17 protein-coding genes are annotated in these 21232 nt (G+C 43.6%); 5 read left to right on the forward strand and 12 right to left on the reverse strand.

The window, feature by feature from the left end; all coding sequences use genetic code 11:
- Positions 1–282: 282 nt before the first annotated feature.
- The 3 genes from RH96_RS03740 to yghU form a co-directional block, all read right to left on the reverse strand.
- Positions 283–1950, reverse strand: a complete 1668-nt coding sequence (locus tag RH96_RS03740; RefSeq protein WP_010197464.1) for a DEAD/DEAH box helicase — start codon at positions 1948–1950, stop codon at positions 283–285.
- Positions 1951–2556: 606 nt separating this feature from the next.
- The gene (locus RH96_RS03745) at positions 2557–3642 is read right to left on the reverse strand and encodes a DUF1176 domain-containing protein (RefSeq protein ID WP_227500935.1); all 1086 of its coding nucleotides are present in this window, start codon (positions 3640–3642) and stop codon (positions 2557–2559) included.
- Between the two features lie 407 nt (positions 3643–4049).
- Positions 4050–4904 carry a glutathione-dependent disulfide-bond oxidoreductase gene (gene yghU / locus RH96_RS03750; protein WP_010197470.1) on the reverse strand — a complete coding sequence of 285 codons (855 nt, stop codon included), beginning with the start codon at positions 4902–4904 and terminating at the stop codon, positions 4050–4052.
- Positions 4905–5292: 388 nt separating this feature from the next.
- Between yghU and RH96_RS03755 the strand changes: the two genes are divergently transcribed.
- The 4 genes from RH96_RS03755 (at position 5293) to RH96_RS03770 (ending at position 9563) form a co-directional block, all read left to right on the forward strand.
- Complete coding sequence (locus tag RH96_RS03755) at positions 5293–6669, forward strand: DHA2 family efflux MFS transporter permease subunit (protein WP_010197471.1); 1377 nt, start codon at positions 5293–5295, stop codon at positions 6667–6669.
- A 541-nt stretch (positions 6670–7210) separates the two neighbouring features.
- Entirely contained in the window at positions 7211–8290 is a 1080-nt protein-coding gene (locus RH96_RS03760) for an energy transducer TonB (protein WP_010197472.1), read from the forward strand.
- A 242-nt stretch (positions 8291–8532) separates the two neighbouring features.
- A complete protein-coding gene (locus RH96_RS03765) occupies positions 8533–9123 on the forward strand; it encodes a MotA/TolQ/ExbB proton channel family protein (protein WP_010197473.1) in 591 nt (196 codons plus the stop codon).
- Between the two features lie 38 nt (positions 9124–9161).
- Positions 9162–9563, forward strand: a complete 402-nt coding sequence (locus tag RH96_RS03770) for an ExbD/TolR family protein (protein WP_010197474.1) — start codon at positions 9162–9164, stop codon at positions 9561–9563.
- A gap of 269 nt (positions 9564–9832) precedes the next feature.
- On the opposite strand, the gene RH96_RS03775 is transcribed toward RH96_RS03770, so the two are convergent.
- The 5 genes from RH96_RS03775 to maiA form a co-directional block, all read right to left on the reverse strand.
- Positions 9833–10990, reverse strand: coding sequence for a HupE/UreJ family protein (locus tag RH96_RS03775; protein ID WP_010197476.1), 1158 nt, complete (start codon positions 10988–10990; stop codon positions 9833–9835).
- Positions 10987–12231 (reverse strand): tetratricopeptide repeat protein, encoded by a 1245-nt coding sequence (locus tag RH96_RS03780; RefSeq protein WP_010197477.1) that lies wholly within the window; start codon positions 12229–12231, stop codon positions 10987–10989. Before RH96_RS03780 ends, RH96_RS03775 begins: the two co-directional genes overlap by 4 nt.
- Before the next feature lie 76 nt (positions 12232–12307).
- The gene (locus RH96_RS03785) at positions 12308–12589 is read right to left on the reverse strand and encodes a hypothetical protein (protein ID WP_010197479.1); all 282 of its coding nucleotides are present in this window, start codon (positions 12587–12589) and stop codon (positions 12308–12310) included.
- Between the two features lie 27 nt (positions 12590–12616).
- A complete protein-coding gene (locus RH96_RS03790; protein WP_010197482.1) occupies positions 12617–14116 on the reverse strand; it encodes a DUF4331 domain-containing protein in 1500 nt (499 codons plus the stop codon).
- 526 nt (positions 14117–14642) lie between these two features.
- Complete coding sequence (gene maiA, locus RH96_RS03795) at positions 14643–15299, reverse strand: maleylacetoacetate isomerase (RefSeq protein ID WP_010197485.1); 657 nt, start codon at positions 15297–15299, stop codon at positions 14643–14645.
- 127 nt (positions 15300–15426) lie between these two features.
- On the opposite strand from maiA, the gene RH96_RS03800 reads away from it, so the two are divergent.
- Positions 15427–16284: an IclR family transcriptional regulator gene (locus RH96_RS03800; RefSeq protein WP_010197487.1), complete on the forward strand. Its 858-nt coding sequence runs from the start codon at positions 15427–15429 to the stop codon at positions 16282–16284.
- Positions 16285–16346: 62 nt separating this feature from the next.
- Here RH96_RS03800 and RH96_RS03805 read toward each other — a convergent pair whose 3' ends face one another.
- The 4 genes from RH96_RS03805 to RH96_RS03820 all read right to left on the reverse strand — a co-directional run bounded on the left by RH96_RS03805 (position 16347) and on the right by RH96_RS03820 (position 20906).
- Positions 16347–17399 (reverse strand): TRAP transporter substrate-binding protein, encoded by a 1053-nt coding sequence (locus tag RH96_RS03805; protein ID WP_010197489.1) that lies wholly within the window; start codon positions 17397–17399, stop codon positions 16347–16349.
- Between the two features lie 35 nt (positions 17400–17434).
- Positions 17435–18010 carry a VOC family protein gene (locus RH96_RS03810; protein ID WP_010197491.1) on the reverse strand — a complete coding sequence of 192 codons (576 nt, stop codon included), beginning with the start codon at positions 18008–18010 and terminating at the stop codon, positions 17435–17437.
- Between the two features lie 124 nt (positions 18011–18134).
- The gene (gene fahA / locus RH96_RS03815) at positions 18135–19436 is read right to left on the reverse strand and encodes a fumarylacetoacetase (protein WP_010197493.1); all 1302 of its coding nucleotides are present in this window, start codon (positions 19434–19436) and stop codon (positions 18135–18137) included.
- A gap of 273 nt (positions 19437–19709) precedes the next feature.
- Complete coding sequence (locus tag RH96_RS03820) at positions 19710–20906, reverse strand: aromatic amino acid transaminase (protein ID WP_010197497.1); 1197 nt, start codon at positions 20904–20906, stop codon at positions 19710–19712.
- Between the last annotated feature and the right edge of the window lie 326 nt (positions 20907–21232).

The following is a 21232-nucleotide window of genomic DNA, read 5'->3' on the forward strand; positions in this document are numbered from 1 at the left end:
TGAATCAGTATAGATAAGGCGAAAAACAGGTGCAAGCAACGATTGACTACAAAGATATATTTGTTCGTTTTGGCAGCTTATCAGTACTAGAGCGTGTCCTCTTTGTTAGCCCATTTGGAGAATGCTGGATTGATTTGAGAACACGCCCTAACTGGATATACATAAAACCACTGCGCACAAAAAAGCCAGATAACAAGTATCTGGCTTTTTGACGCTATTTTTATCCGATTAAGTCAGGGTTATTTTATTAATAACCTTTATCAATCATTAAATATAACGGTATTACGAGTTGTTACTACGGTTTCCGCCGCTTGAACGACCTTGACCACGGCTGTCAGCACGACCAGCTGGGCGACCTTGGCTGCCACTTGGACGACCACGACCCGTTGCAGCACGCTCACCGCGTGGAACGCCAGTGCTATCACCACGGCTAGGAGCACCAGTGCGCTTGCCTTGATACGGCTTGCCACCTGAACGCTCATTTGGCTTACCAGATGAATCACGTGGCTTACCTTGATAACCGCTGTCATTGCTTGCGCGTTGACCGGTTGGAGCGCTGTCACTTGAGCGACCGCGAGCATTAGCAGGATTACCTTGATAGCCACCGCTTGAGCGACCACGGCCTTGACCATTACCACCACCGCCGTTTGAACGACCACGACCACGGCCACGACCATTGCCTTTGTTTTCGCTAGGTACATAAGTCTTCTTAGGCTCCATGCCTTCGATGATACATACTTCCATTTTGCGATCTAAATAACGGTTGATCGCGTTTAGCTGTGGACGGTCATCCATGCTACATAAGCTGATAGCGATACCAGTACGACCAGCACGACCACAACGACCGATACGATGGACGTAATCTTCAGTCTGACGTGGCAAGTCATAGTTAATAACGTGCGAGATAGCTGGGATATCTAGACCACGAGCAGCAACGTCAGTCGCTACTAGGATTTTAATTTTGCCATTACGTAAGTCTTGAACGATACGGTTACGCTTGCTTTGTGGCAAATCACCATGTAGGAAGCTTGCTTTATGACCCGCTTCTTGTAGCTGCTTGGCCAGTTTTTCAGTACTACGTTTGGTAGCAGCAAAGATAATGATCTGTTCCATATCTTGCTGGCAAACGATTTTGTCAAGCAAACGGTTTTTATGATCAAAATCATCACAGTAGTACACTTTTTCTTCGATATGTGCAGATTCTACTTTGATTGATACGCGCTCAGGGTTCTTAGTGAAGCTGGCAGCGATTTTACCTACTGGGCCATCCCAAGTTGCTGAACACATGATTGTTTGGCGATCCGTTGGTGCGGCACGTAGGATATCACTGATGTCATCAGCAAAACCCATGTCTAGCATGCGGTCAGCTTCATCAAGTACCAATACTTCAAGGTTTGACAAGTCAACGCGACCGGCATTGATATGGTCAAGTAAACGACCAGGGGTCGCAACGATAACTTGTACACCTTTTTTCAAAGCAGTAATCTGACCGTTGTACGGTGCGCCGCCTACTAATGGCACACAGAACAAACCGCGCATATCTTTAGAGTAGGTACGAACGCTGTCATGTACTTGCTGAGCAAGTTCACGCGTTGGCGTTAGGATAAGGGCTTTGGTTAGTTTGTCAAAGCTAGTGGCGCGGCTTAAACGATCAAGTACAGGGATAACGAAAGCTGCCGTTTTACCACTACCGGTTTGCGCTGATAGGAGAAGGTCACGACCCGCTAGAGCAAAAGGAATAGCTTGTGCTTGAATAGGTGTTGGGTTTGTATAACCACTGCGATCAAGCGCGGTCAAAATTGGCTTGGCAATACCGAGGTCAGTAAAAGTAACTTGATTTTCGTCAGAAGCGTCAGCGTCAGTAGAAGCTGCTTCATTAGTAGTTGTGTCTTGAGTGGTGTCTTCGATAATGCCATTTTCAGCGGCGATTGCAGATAAGATGTCAGTCATGAGAATCCTTGGTAAGTATAAGCTGCTGTAAATTCAGCAAACTTGATGCATACCACTGATAACCGTTCACCACGCTGCTTTTATTAAAATAATTACCGAGCAATATGAAAATGTCGATAATCAGAAGCCAAGCTAATAAAGCTCTACTTCTTCAATAAATGCGTTCGTGCTGTCTGACGTATTTTGGTGGTAGTGCCGAGTGTCTTATCCTTGCCTGATATCGGCGCATCATCAATGCTTTGTCCAAAGCAGATAAAGGCAAACAACAACCAATCTAGACCATATTATTTATGGGCCAGTAGATAAGATATGAGTCAAAAATAACTGATATTTTTAAAAGGTTATTTAAGTACACAAAATCATCGGCAACAATTACTTATGGTCATCCTAGACCCAAAATCGCAGGCGATGTTATCAATCTCATAATTCACGCTAGTCAATGCTAACGTGGCGACGCAGTATAGCACAGTACAAACACTATCTGTATCTATTTTTCCATTTACTATCAAAATAAGCGCTATCTTCTTAATAACCAATCATTTATTTAATGAAGATAGGCTCAGCCTTTAAATAAACGATTGGTCATTAAAATGAACGTCGAACGTTCTAGCGTGGCATTTTTACTTCTGTCACATAAGTTGGCATTTGCCATGCCCCGCCTGCTTCGACCATACGGCACAGCCCCGTAGTACTTTCATGACTTTTTTCAAAAGCTTTACCTGTCCACATCCAGTCGACTTTGGACAAGCAGTCACCAATCCCGCGACCTTTTTGTACCGACGTGATTTTGCCTTTGTCGTAATCGGTTGCATTGGTGGTAACCAAGGTCGGCTTGTAGGGTTTATTGTCATTTATCACCCAAACGCCCATGCCTACATTATAAGCGCCTGTCCAGCACTCGTGTTGTGCTAATAACTGCGTATTGTTCAAACGACTAACACGCCATGAGGTTTCATTGAATAAATTTGGACAGTCACTATCGGCATCTCGCATGGTACTTTTCATCATTACTGACAATTGCGAGGATTTCATCACAAATTTTTTGTTGCTGCTAGATATAGCAGCAGGGTTGGGTGCTACAAAACGGAGCGAAGGTGCAGGCTTAGGTGGCAAGACACTACTATTGGGCTTTTTAGCGTCATTGCTATGGATAAAGGCGCTCGATGTACTTAGGCGGCCCTGTGCCTCATCTGCCTTGAGCATGACAGCGCTAGCCCCTTTATCAGACAACTGCCAACGTGAGTTACGTAGTACCAGCTCGATCTTGCTTGATTTAGTCAAGGCATCTAACAGTGCGGTCACCTGTGACGAGGTCAGCTCAGCATTGCCTGCTGCTGCGGAGAAAGGCTTGGTTTCACCCAAGTCTTTGCCGTCGATAACTAAAGAAATGCGATGGCGATTACCCAGTTGCATCAAGGCTTTCGCAGCGCTTTCTTTAGCACCGCCAAACTTAACCTGACCGTCTACGGTGGCATTGGCCCCCGCACGGCGCACCAGCAATACCGAGACGGGCAACTGGCTATTGTTCTCTGCTTGGTATCCTGCCAGCCGGCAAGTACGGGTATTATCACAAGCAACCTGCCAATCTTGGTTGGTAAATTCAACGGCGGCAGCATGAGCGTGGCTCATAGAGCTAAATGATGTGATAGTCAGTGCCGTCAGTATGGGTAATAAAATTTTATTTTTTGACATTAATAGGCTTATTTTTGTTGTTGTTTTAGCTTGATTTTCAGAATGAGTCATATTTTTTGCATTAAATTTTTTATGAATATTGATATAGCAACTGGCATTGTAGTCAGTTAACAATAATGCACTTGGAACTTTATGCCTCTTCATAATAATTACTCATCAATAGAAGAATTATAAACACACGCCCTTTAAGACGGTGACCTGTTATCTTAACGTATCAATGTTTCTATCTGTTGTACTAATGTACCATTATGTAAATATACAAGTATACTGCTAATTTAATATATCGATACATAAATATAGCACTATCAATATGTTAAAAAAAGGCTGATAAGCAAATTGCCTACCAGCCTTGTTTGACAGTCTCATTATTTTTATTTTTCTAATGAAGAGCTATGATGCTTAATTACTTAAGCCATTGGTTTTAGTGACAGATCGACTGCCCGTTTTACCGCAGGACGCTCAGCAATTTGCTTCGCCCAGCGCTGTATATTTTTATAATCATCGACCTGCAAGAATTCAGCAGCTTCATAAAGCTTACCCAAAACCAATTGTCCGTACCATGCCCAAATAATGATGTCCGCAATATTATAATCTGCCTCGTCATTGCCGCACATGTATGTGCTGGCTTTTAGATGTTTATCGAGTACGTCGAGCTGGCGCTTGGTCTCCATGGCATAGCGATTGATGGGGTATTCCATCGGCTCTGGGGCGTAGGCATAGAAATGACCAAAACCACCGCCTAAGAAAGGCGCACTACCCATTTGCCACATTAGCCAAGAGAGGCAGTCTGCTCTCGCTTTACCAGCGGCTACAGGTATGAACTGACCAAATTTTTCTGCCAAATACATTAAGATAGCACCGGACTCAAAAAGCGCAATAGGCTCGCCAGCGGTATCGGCAGAATGATCGACCAAGGCTGGAATCTTTGAGTTAGGGTTTATCGCCACAAAGCCCGAACCAAATTGATCGCCTTCTGAGATGTCAATTTTGTAGGCGTCATATTCAGCACCTTCCACACCAAGCTCAGCCAGCTCTTCTAATAAGATGTTAACCTTGACACCATTTGGCGTATTTAGTGAATATAGCTGTAATGGCGCCTCGCCTACTGGCAGCTCTTTTTCATGACGCGCGCCAGCCGTTGGGCGGTTGATACTAGAAAATTTACCGCCACTTTCTTTATCTTGTGTCCATACCTTAGGTGGCGTATAAGTCGCTTCTTTTACATTATTATTGGTCGTTGATTGATTGTTATCATTACTCATCAGAGATCCTATTTGTTATTGTGTCACAAAATATAATTTTACTAAAAATAGCCCGTTCAAGATAATTTGGATAAAAAAATCAGGCAAAAGCACTATAAACAGTAGACTGAGCGAACCTAATGAATTATTTAATTCATGTATCCAATTTATATGAGACTGACTGAATGTGTGCTCTACTATAACGGCTATCTCTCAACCTATTAAAGTCCTGTCGTGTAATTAATGTAGTGGTTTTTAGGATAAAAAGTCCTTTGGTTACTTTGCTCACCTTTAACTACTCTGCCATTGTTTCTATACTACGCACAATTTAACGGTCTTTAGAGATAAAGGTAGTCGCTCACGAGCACGCTCTTTGAATACCTTAGCCTTAAGATATGGTGATGTCAGTATGGTAACGCTAACCTCCACACAAAATAAATACCTACCCTATGTGCTGGCAGTGGCGCTGTTCATGCAAATTTTAGACGCCACTATTTTGAATACCTCTCTACCACAAATGGCACAAGCACTGGGTGAGTCACCACTTAAGATGCAATGGGCTGTGATTAGCTATGCGTTAACCTTGGCTGTTTTTATTCCAATCAGTGGGTTTTTAGCGGACAAATATGGCACACGTCGGGTGTTTTTATCCGCGATTATCGTCTTCTGTATTGGTTCATTGCTGTGCGCAGCTTCACCAACCTTAGACTTTTTAATTGGTTCACGTGTGATACAAGGCATTGGCGGTGCGATGATGACACCTGTTGCTAGGTTGATATTGGTCAAGTCATATCCTCGCAATAAGCTATTGACCGTGATGAACTTTGCGGTGATTCCAGCATTGGTAGCACCCTTGGTAGGGCCAGTGCTCGGCGGTTATATCGTGCAATATGCTAGCTGGCAGTGGATATTTTTGATCAATATACCGATGGGTATTTTTGGTTTTATCATGGGCAAAAAATTGGTACCAGCTTTATTTGAAGATACTAAGCACTTAGATTGGACAGGGTTTTTATTGTTTGCCGCAGCGGCTTGTGGGTTTACGCTGGCGGTAGAGTTTGGCTCACAGGCAGGGCGAGAGCTTTATGGATTGTTCTGTGGTTTGGGTGCAAGCCTGCTGATAGGTGCTTATATCTGGTATGCCAAACGCCGTCAAGCGCCGCTATTTCCCTTGACCCTATTTGACATTCGTACCTTTAAGATTGGGATTACGGGTAACTTATTTACGCGCTTAGGCATTAGTGCCGTGCCGTTTCTACTACCGTTACTATTACAAGTGGTGTTTGAATACTCACCGTCGCAGGCAGGTTGGCTACTAGCGCCTATCGCGGTTGGGGCGATTGGTATCAAGCCTTGGGTGAGTAAAATTATTCAGCGTTATAGTTATCGCACGGTATTGGTCTACAATACGTTTTTTATGGGTACGCTCATCATTATGTTGGCGCAGTTTAATGATGCCTCACAGTGGCTTTGGTTCATCCCTATTTTGACCGTAATGGGTGCTTGTAACTCTATGCAGTTTAGCGCGATGAACACCATTACCATTGGTGATTTGGAAGGCGTACAAACCAGTAGCGGTAACAGCTTGATGGCTGTTAATCAGCAGCTCGCGATTAGCTTTGGTATTGCCTTTGGAGCTGCGCTACTGAATCTATTACGAGAGCGGTTTGAGATTGATACCTTGGCTGCGTTTCAGACGACGTATTGGATATTGGGAATACTAACGATTCTCTCAGGACTGTATTTCTTACGCCTCAAACCTGAAGATGGCCGTGGTTTGTATTAGGGCATGTCCTCATTTAAAAGCTGAAGACAAATGATGTCATAAACATGCTCATAAATACCAGACACAAAAAAGCCAGTAGAGGTTTGAATGATATTAGGGTTTATTGAACATTCAAATATTAGGACTGCTGATCGCTAAAATTACATCAAACTAGGCGTAAACCGACGATAATGTCGAGACCTTAGCTAGGTTTACAACAACGTTTGAGGTGATTTTAGTATCAGCCTTTCAGGGCAGTGGCTATTTTTTGCCAATACATGGCGAAATTGTCTAACCTAGAATGACTAGGCGTCAAAAATTTCACTGCGTATTGTCTAAAAAATAGCCACTGCCAGTTCCACATTTGAATGTTCAACAGACCCTAATACAATGAAGATAATAGTCGTATAAATCTTGATTATCATACAATCATTTTTTTGATCAACTTGCCAAGTTTAAGAAGGTGAGTATATCAATAGGATAGAGAGTGAAAAGTATTAGATCATTCGCTTTCAACTATCTAAGCACTTATTAAAGAAATCGATATACAGGTTTGTTTTTAATGAGTATTCTAATCATCATGATACTACCAAATCCATTTACTCGTCCTCTCAATGCTTGGGTCACCATTTTTGTGGTTGCCTTGCACGGTGTCACGGTATGGGCAATGATATCTATCGATGCCCCAAAACCTCCCGAAATAAAAAATAAACCAGAGACCATTCAACTAGAGCTAATAACATTAGCGTCACCTCCTACTAATAGGCCAAGTACAGAACCTCAATCCAAACCTGTCTCAGAAAAACAACCCGTCTCTGAGACTCAACCAATCAAACCATTAGAAAAAGTCGTAGCATCTGCTCAGACGTCATCAGCTGCAACATTAAAAACTGAAACAAAAGAAGCGCCAATACCTTCAACAGCAAATACTGATGTGGTTAAAAAATCACCCAATTTAGAAAGTAATCCTGAAAATTCTCTCGAAAACTCCTCATTAGTGTCACCATTGACGACAGTAGAATCAAGAAAAATATCGAACGCATCAAATGAATCAGACGACACAGAGCAAGATCTAACGGAAATGATGCGAGCTCGAGCTGTGACAGCGCATTTCAACCGTGATCAAGCCAGACAGAAACGTGAACTAGGAAAACAAACCAACCGAAAGCTCGCCGAACAAGAGCAATGGCGCATACAAGCAGCCAATGAAGCAATTGCCAACATGCTGAAGTTAGCTGCTGCCCAAGCCGAAAAGCAAGTCACTGATCAGGCCGCTATAGATGAGAAGGCTGATAAAAATAATAAGGTCAATAAAAGTGACGAGGCTGCACCTTTCTTAGCAAATGATGGTAGTTGGATGGCTGAGCATGAACCCCTCACTAGTTTCCCAGCGCTTTTCTGGCGCAGTATTGATGCTCGTTTGGGTGACGTCTTCATTGTCATATTAGAGCTGCATGTGGACAAAAAAGGGGCTGTTACCGATGCGCAATTACTTGAGTCGTCAGGCAGTACCACCATTGATGCCATCGCAACCACGCAAGTAGAGGGCGGGCGACTCAATCCGTTTATACAAAACGGCGTAGCAGTGGATGCCATCGTACCGATGTCATTGGTATATGAGAGACCGACATTTAACAATTAACATAGAATTTGTAAGGTCTTTCGCCGATGACAATGATAGCAGCTGTTTTTAAGTGAACAACACGATCTATCGTCAGATCAATATAAAAAAACGACAAGCGTAACATCCAGCTGGTATAAATTTCCTTGCTTACTGTGTGCTTGGTACTTCAGAGCCTTAGAAAAACTCATCCCAGCAGTATGGTATTTTTTTAAAGTGAATCTACTATAATTACGTCAAGATAATTACGTTAAGGAAGATGTATGGATCTTATGGATTATTGGCAATACACAGATATTATTACCAAGGCTTTATTTTTTGCACTTTTTGCGTTATCGGTTGCTTCTTGGGTCACAGGAATTTTGCGGCTGTATTATAGTCGCCAACTGGCTAAAACTGTCGCGGCTGATTTAGCGCAGCAATTGCAAAAACAAGTGCCGCCTAGTTTGCAAGCCAGTGCAGAGGAGCGCAGATTGATGACCGAGCAGACTTTATTGCAACTGATTGGTCGCTATCGACATCGCAGTGAGCAAGGATTGCCGCTACTAGGTACGACTGCCGCTATTGCGCCCTTTATTGGATTATTTGGCACGGTATGGGGTATATTTCATGCGCTACGCAGTATCGGTATAAGCGGGCAGGCAGGGCTTGCGCAAGTGGCAGGTCCAGTAGGTGAGGCGCTCATCATGACGGGGCTTGGTCTTGCCGTTGCGATTCCCGCTGTGATTTTTTATAACATCATTGCGCGTATGAATCGTCGAACGTTATTCTTAGCCAATGATATTGCTCACGGTCTCTTAGGTGCATCGATGCGTCCAGCAGTGACGACAGATAAAACGAATACAAACGGTTAGATCCTTGCAATTTATTGGCTATAAAAAAGGAGACACGCATGGCGTTTCATCTAGGAGATGATGACACTCAAGGTTTGAGCGAGATGAACCTGATACCGCTCATCGATATCATGCTGGTGCTGATGATTATCTTTTTAGTGACGGCGACAGTGATGAACCCAACTGTGCCATTGGATCTGCCCAAGACCAGTGCTACGATTAATGATTTGCCTGATGACATATTACAAATCAGTATTAACCAAGATAATGGGCTGTTTTGGGATGAAGAGTCGCTGTCATTGCCGCAACTACAGACACGGTTTGCGCAAGCAGCAAGTGATGGGCTAGATCCTAGTATTCATCTGCGTGCAGACAAAGACACTCGCTACGATATGGTGGCGCAAGTCTTGGCTGCTGCCAGTAATGCAGGTCTCACTAAAGTTGCTTTCGTCAATGAGTAAGCTTTTGGAATATCACCGTAAAAAAGACGCCCTACCATCAAGAAGATGCTAGGGCGTGTCATCAATTAGCACATCAATACATTTAGTGGTCTTAAAATGGCTGAATTTAGCCAAACATCGTCAGAAATCTTGTCAATATGTTCATATTTACGGCAATTCCTTCCTTGTTTGGCTGCAATTTTCCTCATTTTAAGTCTCACAATCTAAATGATGACACGCCCTAGGGTTTATTTTTTGAATCAGGTTAAAAGGAAGAAAACGGCAATCATCTAAAATGCCCGTTCAAAAAACCACCACAGTGCCACTAAAATACTAATCAGCGAACCGATATAAAATATAATCCATTTATAAAATTGTGTGTGACGTAATAGTAGCGCTATTGGAAACACCAAAGCGATAAATACCAACTGTCCCATCTCAATGCCTACGTTGAAACTCAACAACGCTAATACACGTGCACTGGTAGCAAGTGGCAAGTCTACCAATACATTGGCAAAACCAAAACCGTGAATCAGTCCAAAAACAAAGGCCAGATAGACTGCTCGTACCCGTAGTAATGGCACGACATTATTGAGCGCGGCAAAGGCAATAGACAATGCAATCAAAGATTCGATAAAGCGTGGCGGTATGCTAACGATTTGTAGTGCCGCCAAGCTGAGTGTAATGGAGTGAGCGAGTGTGAACGAAGTCGCAATCCAAAACACTTCAAGCAGCGCCGCTTTTGGCTTAGTGACAGCAATCAATTGTTTCTGTTTGCGCACGTACACCGCAGGAATGAGCAGTACAAATAAGAATAGCAGATGATCCCAACCAATTAGCAAGTGGTGTATACCGCTTTTGAGAAAATTAGTCACGGTAGACATCCAGCCAGTATTTGCCTGCGCTCCTAATGGGCTTTGGCCTACTGCCAGCACTTGTAGGGCGGTGTCATCATTAGCCTGAGTCAGGATGAGTCGGTGGTTGGCATCGATACCTGCCAATATCTGATAATCAAGATTATCGATGGGCTGAGCACAGCTTAAGGCAAAATTGCTATATAAATAATTAAACCCGCCACGTGTATTAATAGCTAATGGCGCAAATTTTGTAATTTGACACGCTTGTGCGTTACTTTCTAGTTTTATTTTGGATTGAATCAGTTGCTCTATCAGCGATGTCTGTGACTTTACTTCTGCCCAACTGACTTGACTGTCTTTGTTTGGATCTATATCAATCAGCAATGCTAAGTCGCGCAGTGAAAGCTCATACTCTGCATCATATTTACTCTCTGCCGTACTCTCTGCCGTATTCTCAGAGTCGCTTAGATTGAGGTTTAAGTAGGCGGTACTAGACTCATGCGCTTGTGCCACTGAACACGTCAGCGCCAATAACAGCAGCGTCAGGTAACGATAAGTATGACTTCCAATAAGTTTGCGAAGCGCATTCATAAAAGCTTCTCCTTATTCATACCTTGCGTGTTTACGGTTTGCATGCTTTTGGCTTGAGTGTTGGACGTTTGCGTAGTGGCAACTTGGCAATTTAGACAATCACTGATTTTACCTGAGCGTAGCGCTTGCTCCAGTGCAGGATATTCGAATTGCGTGTCTGTCATAAATTGGCGTATTAGCTTGATGTCTGCTTGGCTGCCAGCTTTGATAGCTGCGCTCGCATAGAGCACGATATCAGCCGTTTCACGCTGCTGTTGCCAATTATCTTGAGCCAATTTTAGTGCTGAGTCCACTTGATTGGCCAGCAAAGCATAAGTCGCTTGTTCGCGCATGTGCGCGTTTTCTTTGCGTATCTGCCATACCTCAATGCGTTCTTTCATCAATGCCAAGTTTTTCTGTGCTTGAAGGTCGCCTAATTCCATTTGAGCAGTGATAAGACGTAGTAGCAAGGCGTCTTTATCCGTATGCTCTCGGAGCATATCGCGCACTTTTTCATACTCACCGATACTCAATAGCCAGTCAGCGCGAGCCATCAGCGCCGGTACGGTTTGATCGTCCATCACGCTAAAAATCTGATTGGTAAGCGAAGTATCTTGGCTACGTAATGCGGCATCTGCTTGCATCAAGTATATCCAGCGAGCAGTTGATGCATCTAACCCAGGTGCGATCGCCGCCAGTCCACTGAGTGTTTGTTTTGCCTGTTCAAGCTGCCCAGTCATGCTCTGTATCTGAGCTTGACAAGCCAACTCATAAACACGCAATTCAGGATCATCAAGTTTGTTGCAGTAGCTCAGAGCGTCTTTAAACTGACCTTGGACGACCAGTAAAGAAGAAAGAGTCAATAGAGCATCTGGATGAGTCGCTTCTTGTTCTAATATCTGTGTTAGTAACTCTTTTGCTTGAGCAAATTTATGATCTGATTGCAATGCTCGTGCTCGTAGCATTAGCGTATCTATACTCTGGTCTGTGCTCTGATCTAACTGCGCGCGTGCCTGACCCAATGCTCGAGGATCACCTTGTAGATAAGCGCGCTCTAGTAATTGACTGGTTTGTGCTGGGTTATTTGTGTGTGTGTCAGTGCGAAAGTCAGCAGCGTTTAGATAGCGCGGCGCTGGGGAATCTGTAGGCAGGGTCGCTAGAATTTGTTGATCGTCTTTTGGTATAAAGGGGGCAGCGTGAAGCAGTTGGCTGCTGAGAGGTAATAACAGTAATAATCCGATAGGGAATTTAATCCAATGCATAAAATATCTCGGCTCAAAACATAAAGAAACACCCAATCAGTAAACTGATTAGGTGCTTGGATAACTTCAGGTCAAACTACAGCGAGGCATTGGCGCCTGATACTGCGACAGGTTCTGCCAAATTGGCTTCAGGCAGCATCACCCGATCAATATCTTGAGGCTCATCAGTGTCGACATTATTACTAGCATCAATCACAGCAGAGGTATTATTAACGGCTAACTTCGCTTTCGCTTGGTCTGCCGCAACAGCCTTATCAACCTGATTTGACGAGTCAAAGTCATTGTTGTCATTATCATTGAAACAACCAGAAAGTGCAGCTGATCCAGTGATCAATACGGCTAACATTATATAGCGCATAGTATTTCTCCTTGGGTTAGATTCAGCTTATCGGCTACCTGGGTTAGGCGTTTTTAGATAAGGAAAGACAGAGTCAAACTCGGTTGCAGGTTTGACTGCACCATCTGTGAACAATGCTTTGCCAGCTTTAGCATCCGCAGGCACACAAGTGACGTCTGCAGGCAATCCAGCATGACATAAAGCACCCATAGACACTCTCAACGCAATGTCAGTGACATCATCACCAGGACGTCTACCGTTTGGAAATCCTGCCACATCTTTAGCAGTTGCACTTGGGCGACCATCGTTCTGACCTGGAATAATACTAATCACACCTAAGTCATTTTGATTGGCAGCTGCAACAGCAGGCGTGCTAGTGTTAAGTCGTAACATATCTGCTGGTACGAGCTTTGGATTAGCAGGTTTGTTGATCGTAGGAACACCCGTTAAAAAGGCGGTGACTAAATCTTGACGAGGGAAATTCGTTGGTGCTGGTGCTTGCGGATATAAAGTCTGAATTAGAGCAGGAAGCGTAGGATAAAAGACATAAGGCGCGAATTTTGCCACATCATCTTTTGGCTCTGACGCATTGAATTTATCTTTATCTTTAAGTCCAATAACCACTTCATTGACCAATGGCATACCTAGTCGTGACACTTGCGTCCATGCACCGCCTTTTTTGGCCGTTGTACTGATGCCTGAAGCAGGATTGCCATTTACCAAGGTTGCTTGACGCACGCTAGCCGTTGTCCAAGCACCGATGACAGGATCGTTACCAGTCGCGTTGACTAAGCAAGCTTTAGGCACTTCCATGGCAATAGAAGTAATGTTCTTATCTGCCAGAATGTTAGTACCACCATTACGTGCACCTAATGGGTTTAGGTTGATTAAATCAAACACTCTACCCAAGTCGATTGCAAAGCTCTCAGCACGTTGACCAACGAATACTCGACCTTGACCACAGCTACCCAAGTTTAACGGTTTAATAAAGCTGCGTGCATAGGTAGGGTAGTCAGCAAACGATTTGGTACCGATATAGTCAAATGGTTTTTTGAAATTGCCCAAATCAGTGCGTGAGCCACTACGGCGATCGCCTTTGACCATCGTGACGTCATAGCTCTCACTGGTTTGTACGTTAGCAGCAACCGAAGCATCACCAGCGTTGGACAAAGGAATGGCGACATTTGCTGTCGATGGGTTGCCATCTGAGTCGATTTCGATACTGTTTAAGTTTTGGGTAAAGTCAAACTGGAAGGTAATATCTTCGACAGCATCACCGTTGTTATCGATATGGATTTCATACAAGGCATCGTCGTCTAATGCGAAGTAATTAGGTCCACCGTAAGCGTCTTGTAGCGGTAAATAGTTGGCAATAATCGTGACGTAATCGGCTCGATTATTTTCATAACTATTGAACATATAAAAGTCAGTGGCATCGACTTTAGGGGTTTTGGTAATGGAAGGGGCTTCACGGTGACTAGAGGCGACGGCGCTTGCGCTAACGCATAGAGTCATGGCTGCTATTAGAGCCTTTGTGGTGTGTTTCATACGGATCCTTGTAGAAAAACTTAAGTGATAGAGGCTGTGAAAATTTCATAACATATGAACTTTGATGAATTCAATTAGATTCTAAAGTTTGATTAATTAAATTAAATAGTGTCCTTACCAAGTTCATTTAAACTATACACTGAATTAGCTCACATTATTAGAACTTTTATCGGTTTTCTGATACCAGTCGTCGGTTTTTTACAAAAAACTGCTTTGAAAACAATATTAAAGCAGTTGTGCTAAAGTCAGTAACTATCGCCTATAATCAGTTCAAAATCAATAGGGTCTATTAAAATAAAACAAGAGGGTGTAGTCAGTGAAAAGTAATATCAATACATCATGCACTGCTGATATCAATTTTTCTTGCTTGCTGTGCCTGCGCAGACAGAGGCTTCGAAAATCAATCCCAGCAATGCTATGTTCTTTTTAAGCTGTGTTCTTTTTGTATTGAGTCGACTATAGAACCCATTTTGCAACGTGCTTATTCTTTCAATAACGGGTTCGTGATTTATTGAGGCTTAGGGGCTTAGGGGCTTAGGGGCTTAGGGGCATCGGGTTGCATCATAGGGTCAGCATCTGCAAAGGCTTTTAGGGTACGGCAGTGGGCATCAATAGCGACGATGTTAGGATAAGCGCTCAAATCTACTTTAAAACGGCGAGCGGAAGAAACTTGCGGAATCAAATAACAATCTGCAAAAGTAGGATTGTCACCATAGCAGAATTGTCCGCGATGACTATCCGCTGCCAAACGTGTCTCTAAAGCGGCAAATCCTTCACTGATCCAGCGATTGCACCATGCAATCACATTTTCCTCGTCTACTGATAACTCATTACGTAAATATTGTAAAATACGGCGATTGTTAAGCGGATGAATATCGCAACCAATCATGGCGCTCAACGCGCGCACATGCATACGTCCAGCAGCATCTTTAGGCAATAATGGCTGCTCAGGGTAGACGTCTTCTAACCATTCCAAGATAGCTGGACTTTGGTATAATAGTAAATCATTAACTTGTAGGACTGGCACCAATCCTTGCGGGTTAATCGCTTTAAAGGCAGTCTCTAACTGCTCATCTTGTGCCAAATTGATTGCGATATCATCGTAATCTAAACCTTTTAGGTTCATGGCGATACGGGTACGATAAGAGGTGCTGCTACGAAAGTAGCCATAAAGTGTCATCATTATTAATTCCTTTTATTATGATATGTTGTGAATGTTCAACACGCCCTAAAACAAGCGTGATGATGTTAAATCTTCATTCCAGCTTTAAATTGACATTTAACTAAGTAAATTATTCATTGAGCAAATCATGCCAGCAGCCCAAACCCTTTTAGATAGTTCTGTCACCAGTAAAAACCAAAGTGGCGTTCAGTCGCTTGAAATTGGGCTATCGATTCTAGATGTGCTGATCGACCGCAATGAGCCTATGATGCTAAAGGATATCGCTGAAGCCATGCAAATGCATCCGGCGAAGTGTCATCGCTATTTAGTCAGCCTCATTCGTAAAGACTATGCTCGTAAGCTCGATGATGGTCGCTATGGTCTTGGCGATAGAGTGAATGCACTGGCATCATTAGGACATACTGGAGTCAACCAAAACAATCTTTTGGCACGTCTCACGCAGGTGGCTAATGAGATTAAAGATACCCTAAATTGCGGTGTGCAACTCGCCAAATGGTTTAGTGAAGGCCCTATTATCATTCAGTCGGTTGAGCCAGACAGTCCAATCAGTATCATTACTCGCATCGGTTCGCGTATGCCACTGACGACATCGGCGACAGGGCAGTTATTTGCCAGTTATCAGCCAGATGCCGTCATTCAGCCATTGGTTAAGGCCGAATGGCATACGAGCGATGCCGCCGCTAACATGCCAGAGATGTGGCAATATTTTACTCAACTGCAAGCCAAAATTCGTACTCAAGGCTATGCAACAGTGACGGGCGACATGCTCATGGGTATTAATGCCATTACAATTCCTGTTATCTTACCGCAGCTTGCCAGTAGTGCTGCTAAACCATCTACGAGTAGTGATGAAACTGTTAACGAAGCGCTACCGTTAGAATACGCCATCACTATTATTGGAACCACAGAGCAATTACCGATGAGCGAGCAACATAACGTGGTCGAACAAATACTCGCAATAGCGCAGCGTTATCAAATAGCGTAGCCAGTATGTGATTCTATAAGCTAACTGGCTATCGCATCAAAAGATTTATTTTCGAACATCATCTAAACCATGCAGGCACTACTCGCTGCTTTTGCCTTTTCATATACATTGTCAGCGTCTAGACCAGTCGCATTTACTTCATCTAGGTAATGCTGAGAGCCCTCCATTAATGGGCCTCTCCAATTTGGGTCATTGAGTGGATCAGGGATATCAATCATAATATCGCCTTTTTCTTTAGCAGCAGCCATCGCTTTGGCATTGCTGACGTCAAATACCTTAGAGATATGCGCTGCCAGCTCTGCGCCAGAATTATCATCAATTACTTTTTTAAGGTCATCGGGCAAGCTGTTATATTTATCTTTGTTCATACTAATAACAAAGGTAGAGTTATAAAAAGGAATATTGGTGTGCGTATTGATCAGCTCATCAAGGCGAAACGCTTGAATGGGTTGCCAAGTAAAGCTGAGCCCGTCAATGACACCGCGCTGAAGCGAGGTATAAGTATCACTGGCAGGCATGCCGACAGGTGCAGCGCCCGTCGCCTCAATAATGTGGCTCGCAACCGCAGAAGGTTGGCGAATACGCAGACCTTTCATATCAGCTGGCGTGCGAATCGGTTTATCAACCGTATGAAGCGCGCCTTGACCAGTGCCTATCAGCGCTAGCAAGTGAGTGTCTTCGTATTCGTCTTTAATGACACCCTCGTCATATAGTTTATGAAGTATACAGCTCTGCTGCTGTGCAGTATTTGTGATACCTGGCAACTCTACGATTTGAGTCAAAGGGAATCGTCCTGCTGTATATCCCTGCGCTTGCATACCAATATCCACACTGCCTTTCGCCGTAGCGTCATAGGTAGCACCTGGTTTGCTGAGCGTTGCAGAAGGGTATATCTCAACCTTTAAGCGGCCTTTTGAATCGGCTTCAATTTTTTTCGCCCACGGCTCTAATGCTTCGGTGTTTATGTTGTCAGTGGCAGTCATAAAGTGCGAGAATCGCAACGTCGTCACTTCACCTGCATCCGTAGATGCGCTGACCGCTTGATCGTTATTGGAGCAACCAGTCATCGCAATAGAGGCAGCTAAGAGTATTCCTAAGGGTGCTTTTACTTTCATCATAGAATCCTTTCATGATGGTTAGATATGGTTTGCTATTCACCGACAGGGGCGACTTCACGCGCTTCAGCCAGCTCTTCACTGTGCAAAAACTGCGTATGTGCTGGCGCGCGTTTGGTACGAGACCACTCATCTAGCATGTCTTGCTTGATGGCGTCTGTAATCATAGAAACCTTGTCTTCTGAGGTTGGATCGTCATAAGTCAGCTCTAGACGATGACCATTGGGATCAAAGAAGTAAATAGAATGGAATATACCGTGATTGGTGACGCCAATGACATCGATGCCGCCTTGTTCCAAATGCTCTTTGGCAATCAGTAGCTCATTACGGTCTTTGACCTTTAGCGCCAAATGCTGCACCCAATTTGGGGTGTTTGGATCAAAGCCCATTTCAGGTTGATTGGGTACTTCAAAAAATGCCAAAACATTGCCACTGCCAGCATTTAAGAAGACGTGCATGTATGGATCAAAGGCTTTGGTTGAAGGCACGTGATCTTCTGCGAATGCCAAAATAAAATCCATATTCAAATGCTTTTGATACCATTCGACGGTTTCTTTGGCATCTTTGCAGCGATAAGCCACATGATGGATTTTCTCAATTTGAAAGCTCATATCAAACTCCTTTTGATAGGGCGTAAATTTCATATTAATAGACAAACTGTCAGTACTTATAGAAGGTACATCATTGTTGTCTGACAGTTTGAATCTACTTTTACGCCTTTTTTATATGCGGTTATTATTTATCAAAATCAAAGGTAAGCGCGGGTAGTACTGTGCCGCGCACTTCACCAAATCCAACACGAATGCCGTCTTTTTCGCTATAACCTTTCATGATCACTGTGTCGCCATCTTCGATGAAGCTGCGCGACTCGCCGCCATCAAGCGTGACAGGTTTAGTCGCATTCCAAGCAATCTCTAGCATCGAGCCATAAGAGTCTGGCGTTGGCCCTGAAATCGTCCCTGAGCCCATCATGTCGCCGACTTCGACTTTGCAGCCAGTGATAGTGTGGTGGGTGAGCTGCTGTGCCATTGACCAGTACATATATTTAAAATTGGTCTCACAAATGACAGTGGTAGTCTCCGCATTTTCGGGCAGTAATTCAACTGACAGGTGGATATCAAAGCTGTTATCGCTCGCTTTTTCGTTCAGATAAGCAAGTGGCTTAGGTTCTTGTGTTGGGCAAGCCGTTTTAAATGGGGCCAATGCATCCATGGTGACAATCCAAGGGGAAACCTCAGAAGCAAAGGTCTTGGCATTGAATGGACCTAAAGGCACGTACTCCCATTTTTGGATATCTCGGGCTGACCAGTCGTTAAGCAGTACCATACCGAAGATATGATCAGAGGCTTCATCTACAGCGATTGGTTGACCGATATGATTGCCTTTGCCAACGACAAATGCAGTCTCTAACTCAAAATCTAAACGCTTACAGGCAGAAAAAATAGGACGGTCATCAGGGTTGGGCTTTAGCTGGCCTGATGGACGTACGATATCCGTCCCGCTAACGATGACGGTGCTGGCGCGTCCGTTATAGCCAACAGGCATTTCAGTCCAGTTGGGTAGTAGGGCGTTGTTTGGATCGCGGAACATGGTACCGACGTTGGTCGCGTGCTCTTTAGAAGAATAAAAATCGGTAAAGCCGGGCACTCGAACAGGTAAATGCATGGTGACATCTGCTTGCTTAAACAGCGCCTTTTTTTGCAAGTCTGCATTGTCACGCAAGTCGCTATTGTCGCTAGACAGTAACGTTTGAATGGTGGTACGTGCCTGCGTCCAATTGTCTCGACCAGAATCAATAAAAGCATTTAGCGTAGATTGATCAAAGTATGGTCCACCATCTAAGCTCAATAACCCTTCTGTTTCCAGTACAGACAAATCCAGTACATGCTCACCGATGGCAACACCAGCGCGGCGCTTGTTATTACTAGCAGCGTCTTTGGTATCGCTAAAAATACCGTAGGGGAGATTGTGGATTGAAAAGTCAGAATCGGGAGTGATATCGATAAATGAGGTGAGGCTTGCGTCAATCGTTGACATGATTTGCTCCTTGCTAATATAAATTTATGATTACGTTATAATTAACTACTTACGTATAATGTAATTTATTGATATGTGGATTGCAAGTTTTTTGTGCAATGGCTTGGCGCTATACCAGCTATAAAATTGATATCAGCAGTGCGTGATGTATCGATATTACTTTTCACTGACTGTATTGTTATTTTTACTAATTACACCAAAATGGAACACAAAAAAAGGCTGAGCAAGTGCTCAGCCTTTTTATCAAACCACATTTTTAGTCGTGTGATTTAATCAGTTTTTTAAAACCTTTACCATGGCATTGGCCACGTAATCAATGTTGTTGACGTTTAAGCCTGCCACACACATACGTGAGTTAGATACCATGTAGATACCAAATTCGGTTTGTAATTGCTCGATTTGCTCAACTGTCAATCCGGTAAAGCTAAACATACCATTTTGACGAGTAATATAATCAAAACTACGCTCAGGAAGTTTAGACTCTAATACCGACTTGAGCTTTAAGCGCATGGCTTTTATACGGTCGCGCATGCCATAAACCTCACTAACCCACTGCTGGTATAGTGCGTCATCATTCATGACGATATCGACCACACGTCCGCCATGCGATGGGGGACTGGTATAAATACGGCGAACGATGAAATTTAACTGACCAAAGACGCGTTCGGTTTCCTCTACGGTAGGGCAAACAACGGACAAACCGCCGACACGCTCTCCATACAGAGACAAGTTTTTCGAGTAGGAATTGCTCACGAATAATATGAGATCCATATCAACCGCTTTACGGATAGCATAAGCATCACTGTCCACATCCTCGCCAAACCCTTGGTAGGCAATGTCCATAAAGGGAATCAGCTCACGCTGTTTTATCACCTCTAAAACTTTATCCCATTGCGCTTTGGTCAAATCCATACCTGTTGGATTATGGCAGCAAGGGTGCAACAGTACGATATCTTGTTTATTTAAAGTTTCAAAAAAACCGATCATCTCATCGAATTTGATGCTACTGCTGGCTTTATCGTAGTAGGGATAAGTGCCCACTTCTACATCGCAGCCTTCAAAAATAGCGATATGGTTGCTCCATGTCGGGTCGCTGACATAGCACTTCGACTGCGGGAACCATTGATGGATAAACTCAGCGCCAACTTTTAACGCACCTGAGCCACCGAGGGTCGCTATCGTAGCCACACGACCATCAGTTAACACTTGAGCGTTTTTACCAAACAGTAAGTTTTGGCAAGCGCTACGATGACCAGGCAATCCTGCCATTGGCAAATAGGGACGGGCAGAGATAGGGTCGGCAATGCGCTCTTCGGCTGTTTTTACACAGTCCAGTACGGGCAGTACCCCTTCTTCATCGTAGTAGATACCGATGCCCAAATTGACTTTATTGGGATTGGGATCAGCAGAAAACTTGTCCATAAGCCCTAGGATAGGGTCACCAGCATAATATTCTACACTTCTAAACATTCTGTATCCTTACAAAAAATATGAGTCGCGAAGCCAAAAAGCATAAATCAAATGGATAATTAACTCAACGTAAGATTTAGTCACATTGACTGACGACAAGCCAAATAATCTATAAAACGCTTAAAAAACACCAACATGCCCTATTTATTTTTTAACTATATTTATGGTTTCCGTCAAGGATTGAATAAACTTGGCTTACGTACTATGAAAATTCAGTACTATAAAAATCAAGTACCGTACAAACTAAGTATTATGCAAATTAAGTATTATGCAAATTAAGTATTATGCAAATTAAGTATTATGCAAATTAAGTGTTATGCAAATTA

Origin of the sequence: Psychrobacter sp. PAMC 21119 (assembly GCF_000247495.1) — a bacterium.
GTDB lineage: Bacteria > Pseudomonadota > Gammaproteobacteria > Pseudomonadales > Moraxellaceae > Psychrobacter > Psychrobacter glaciei.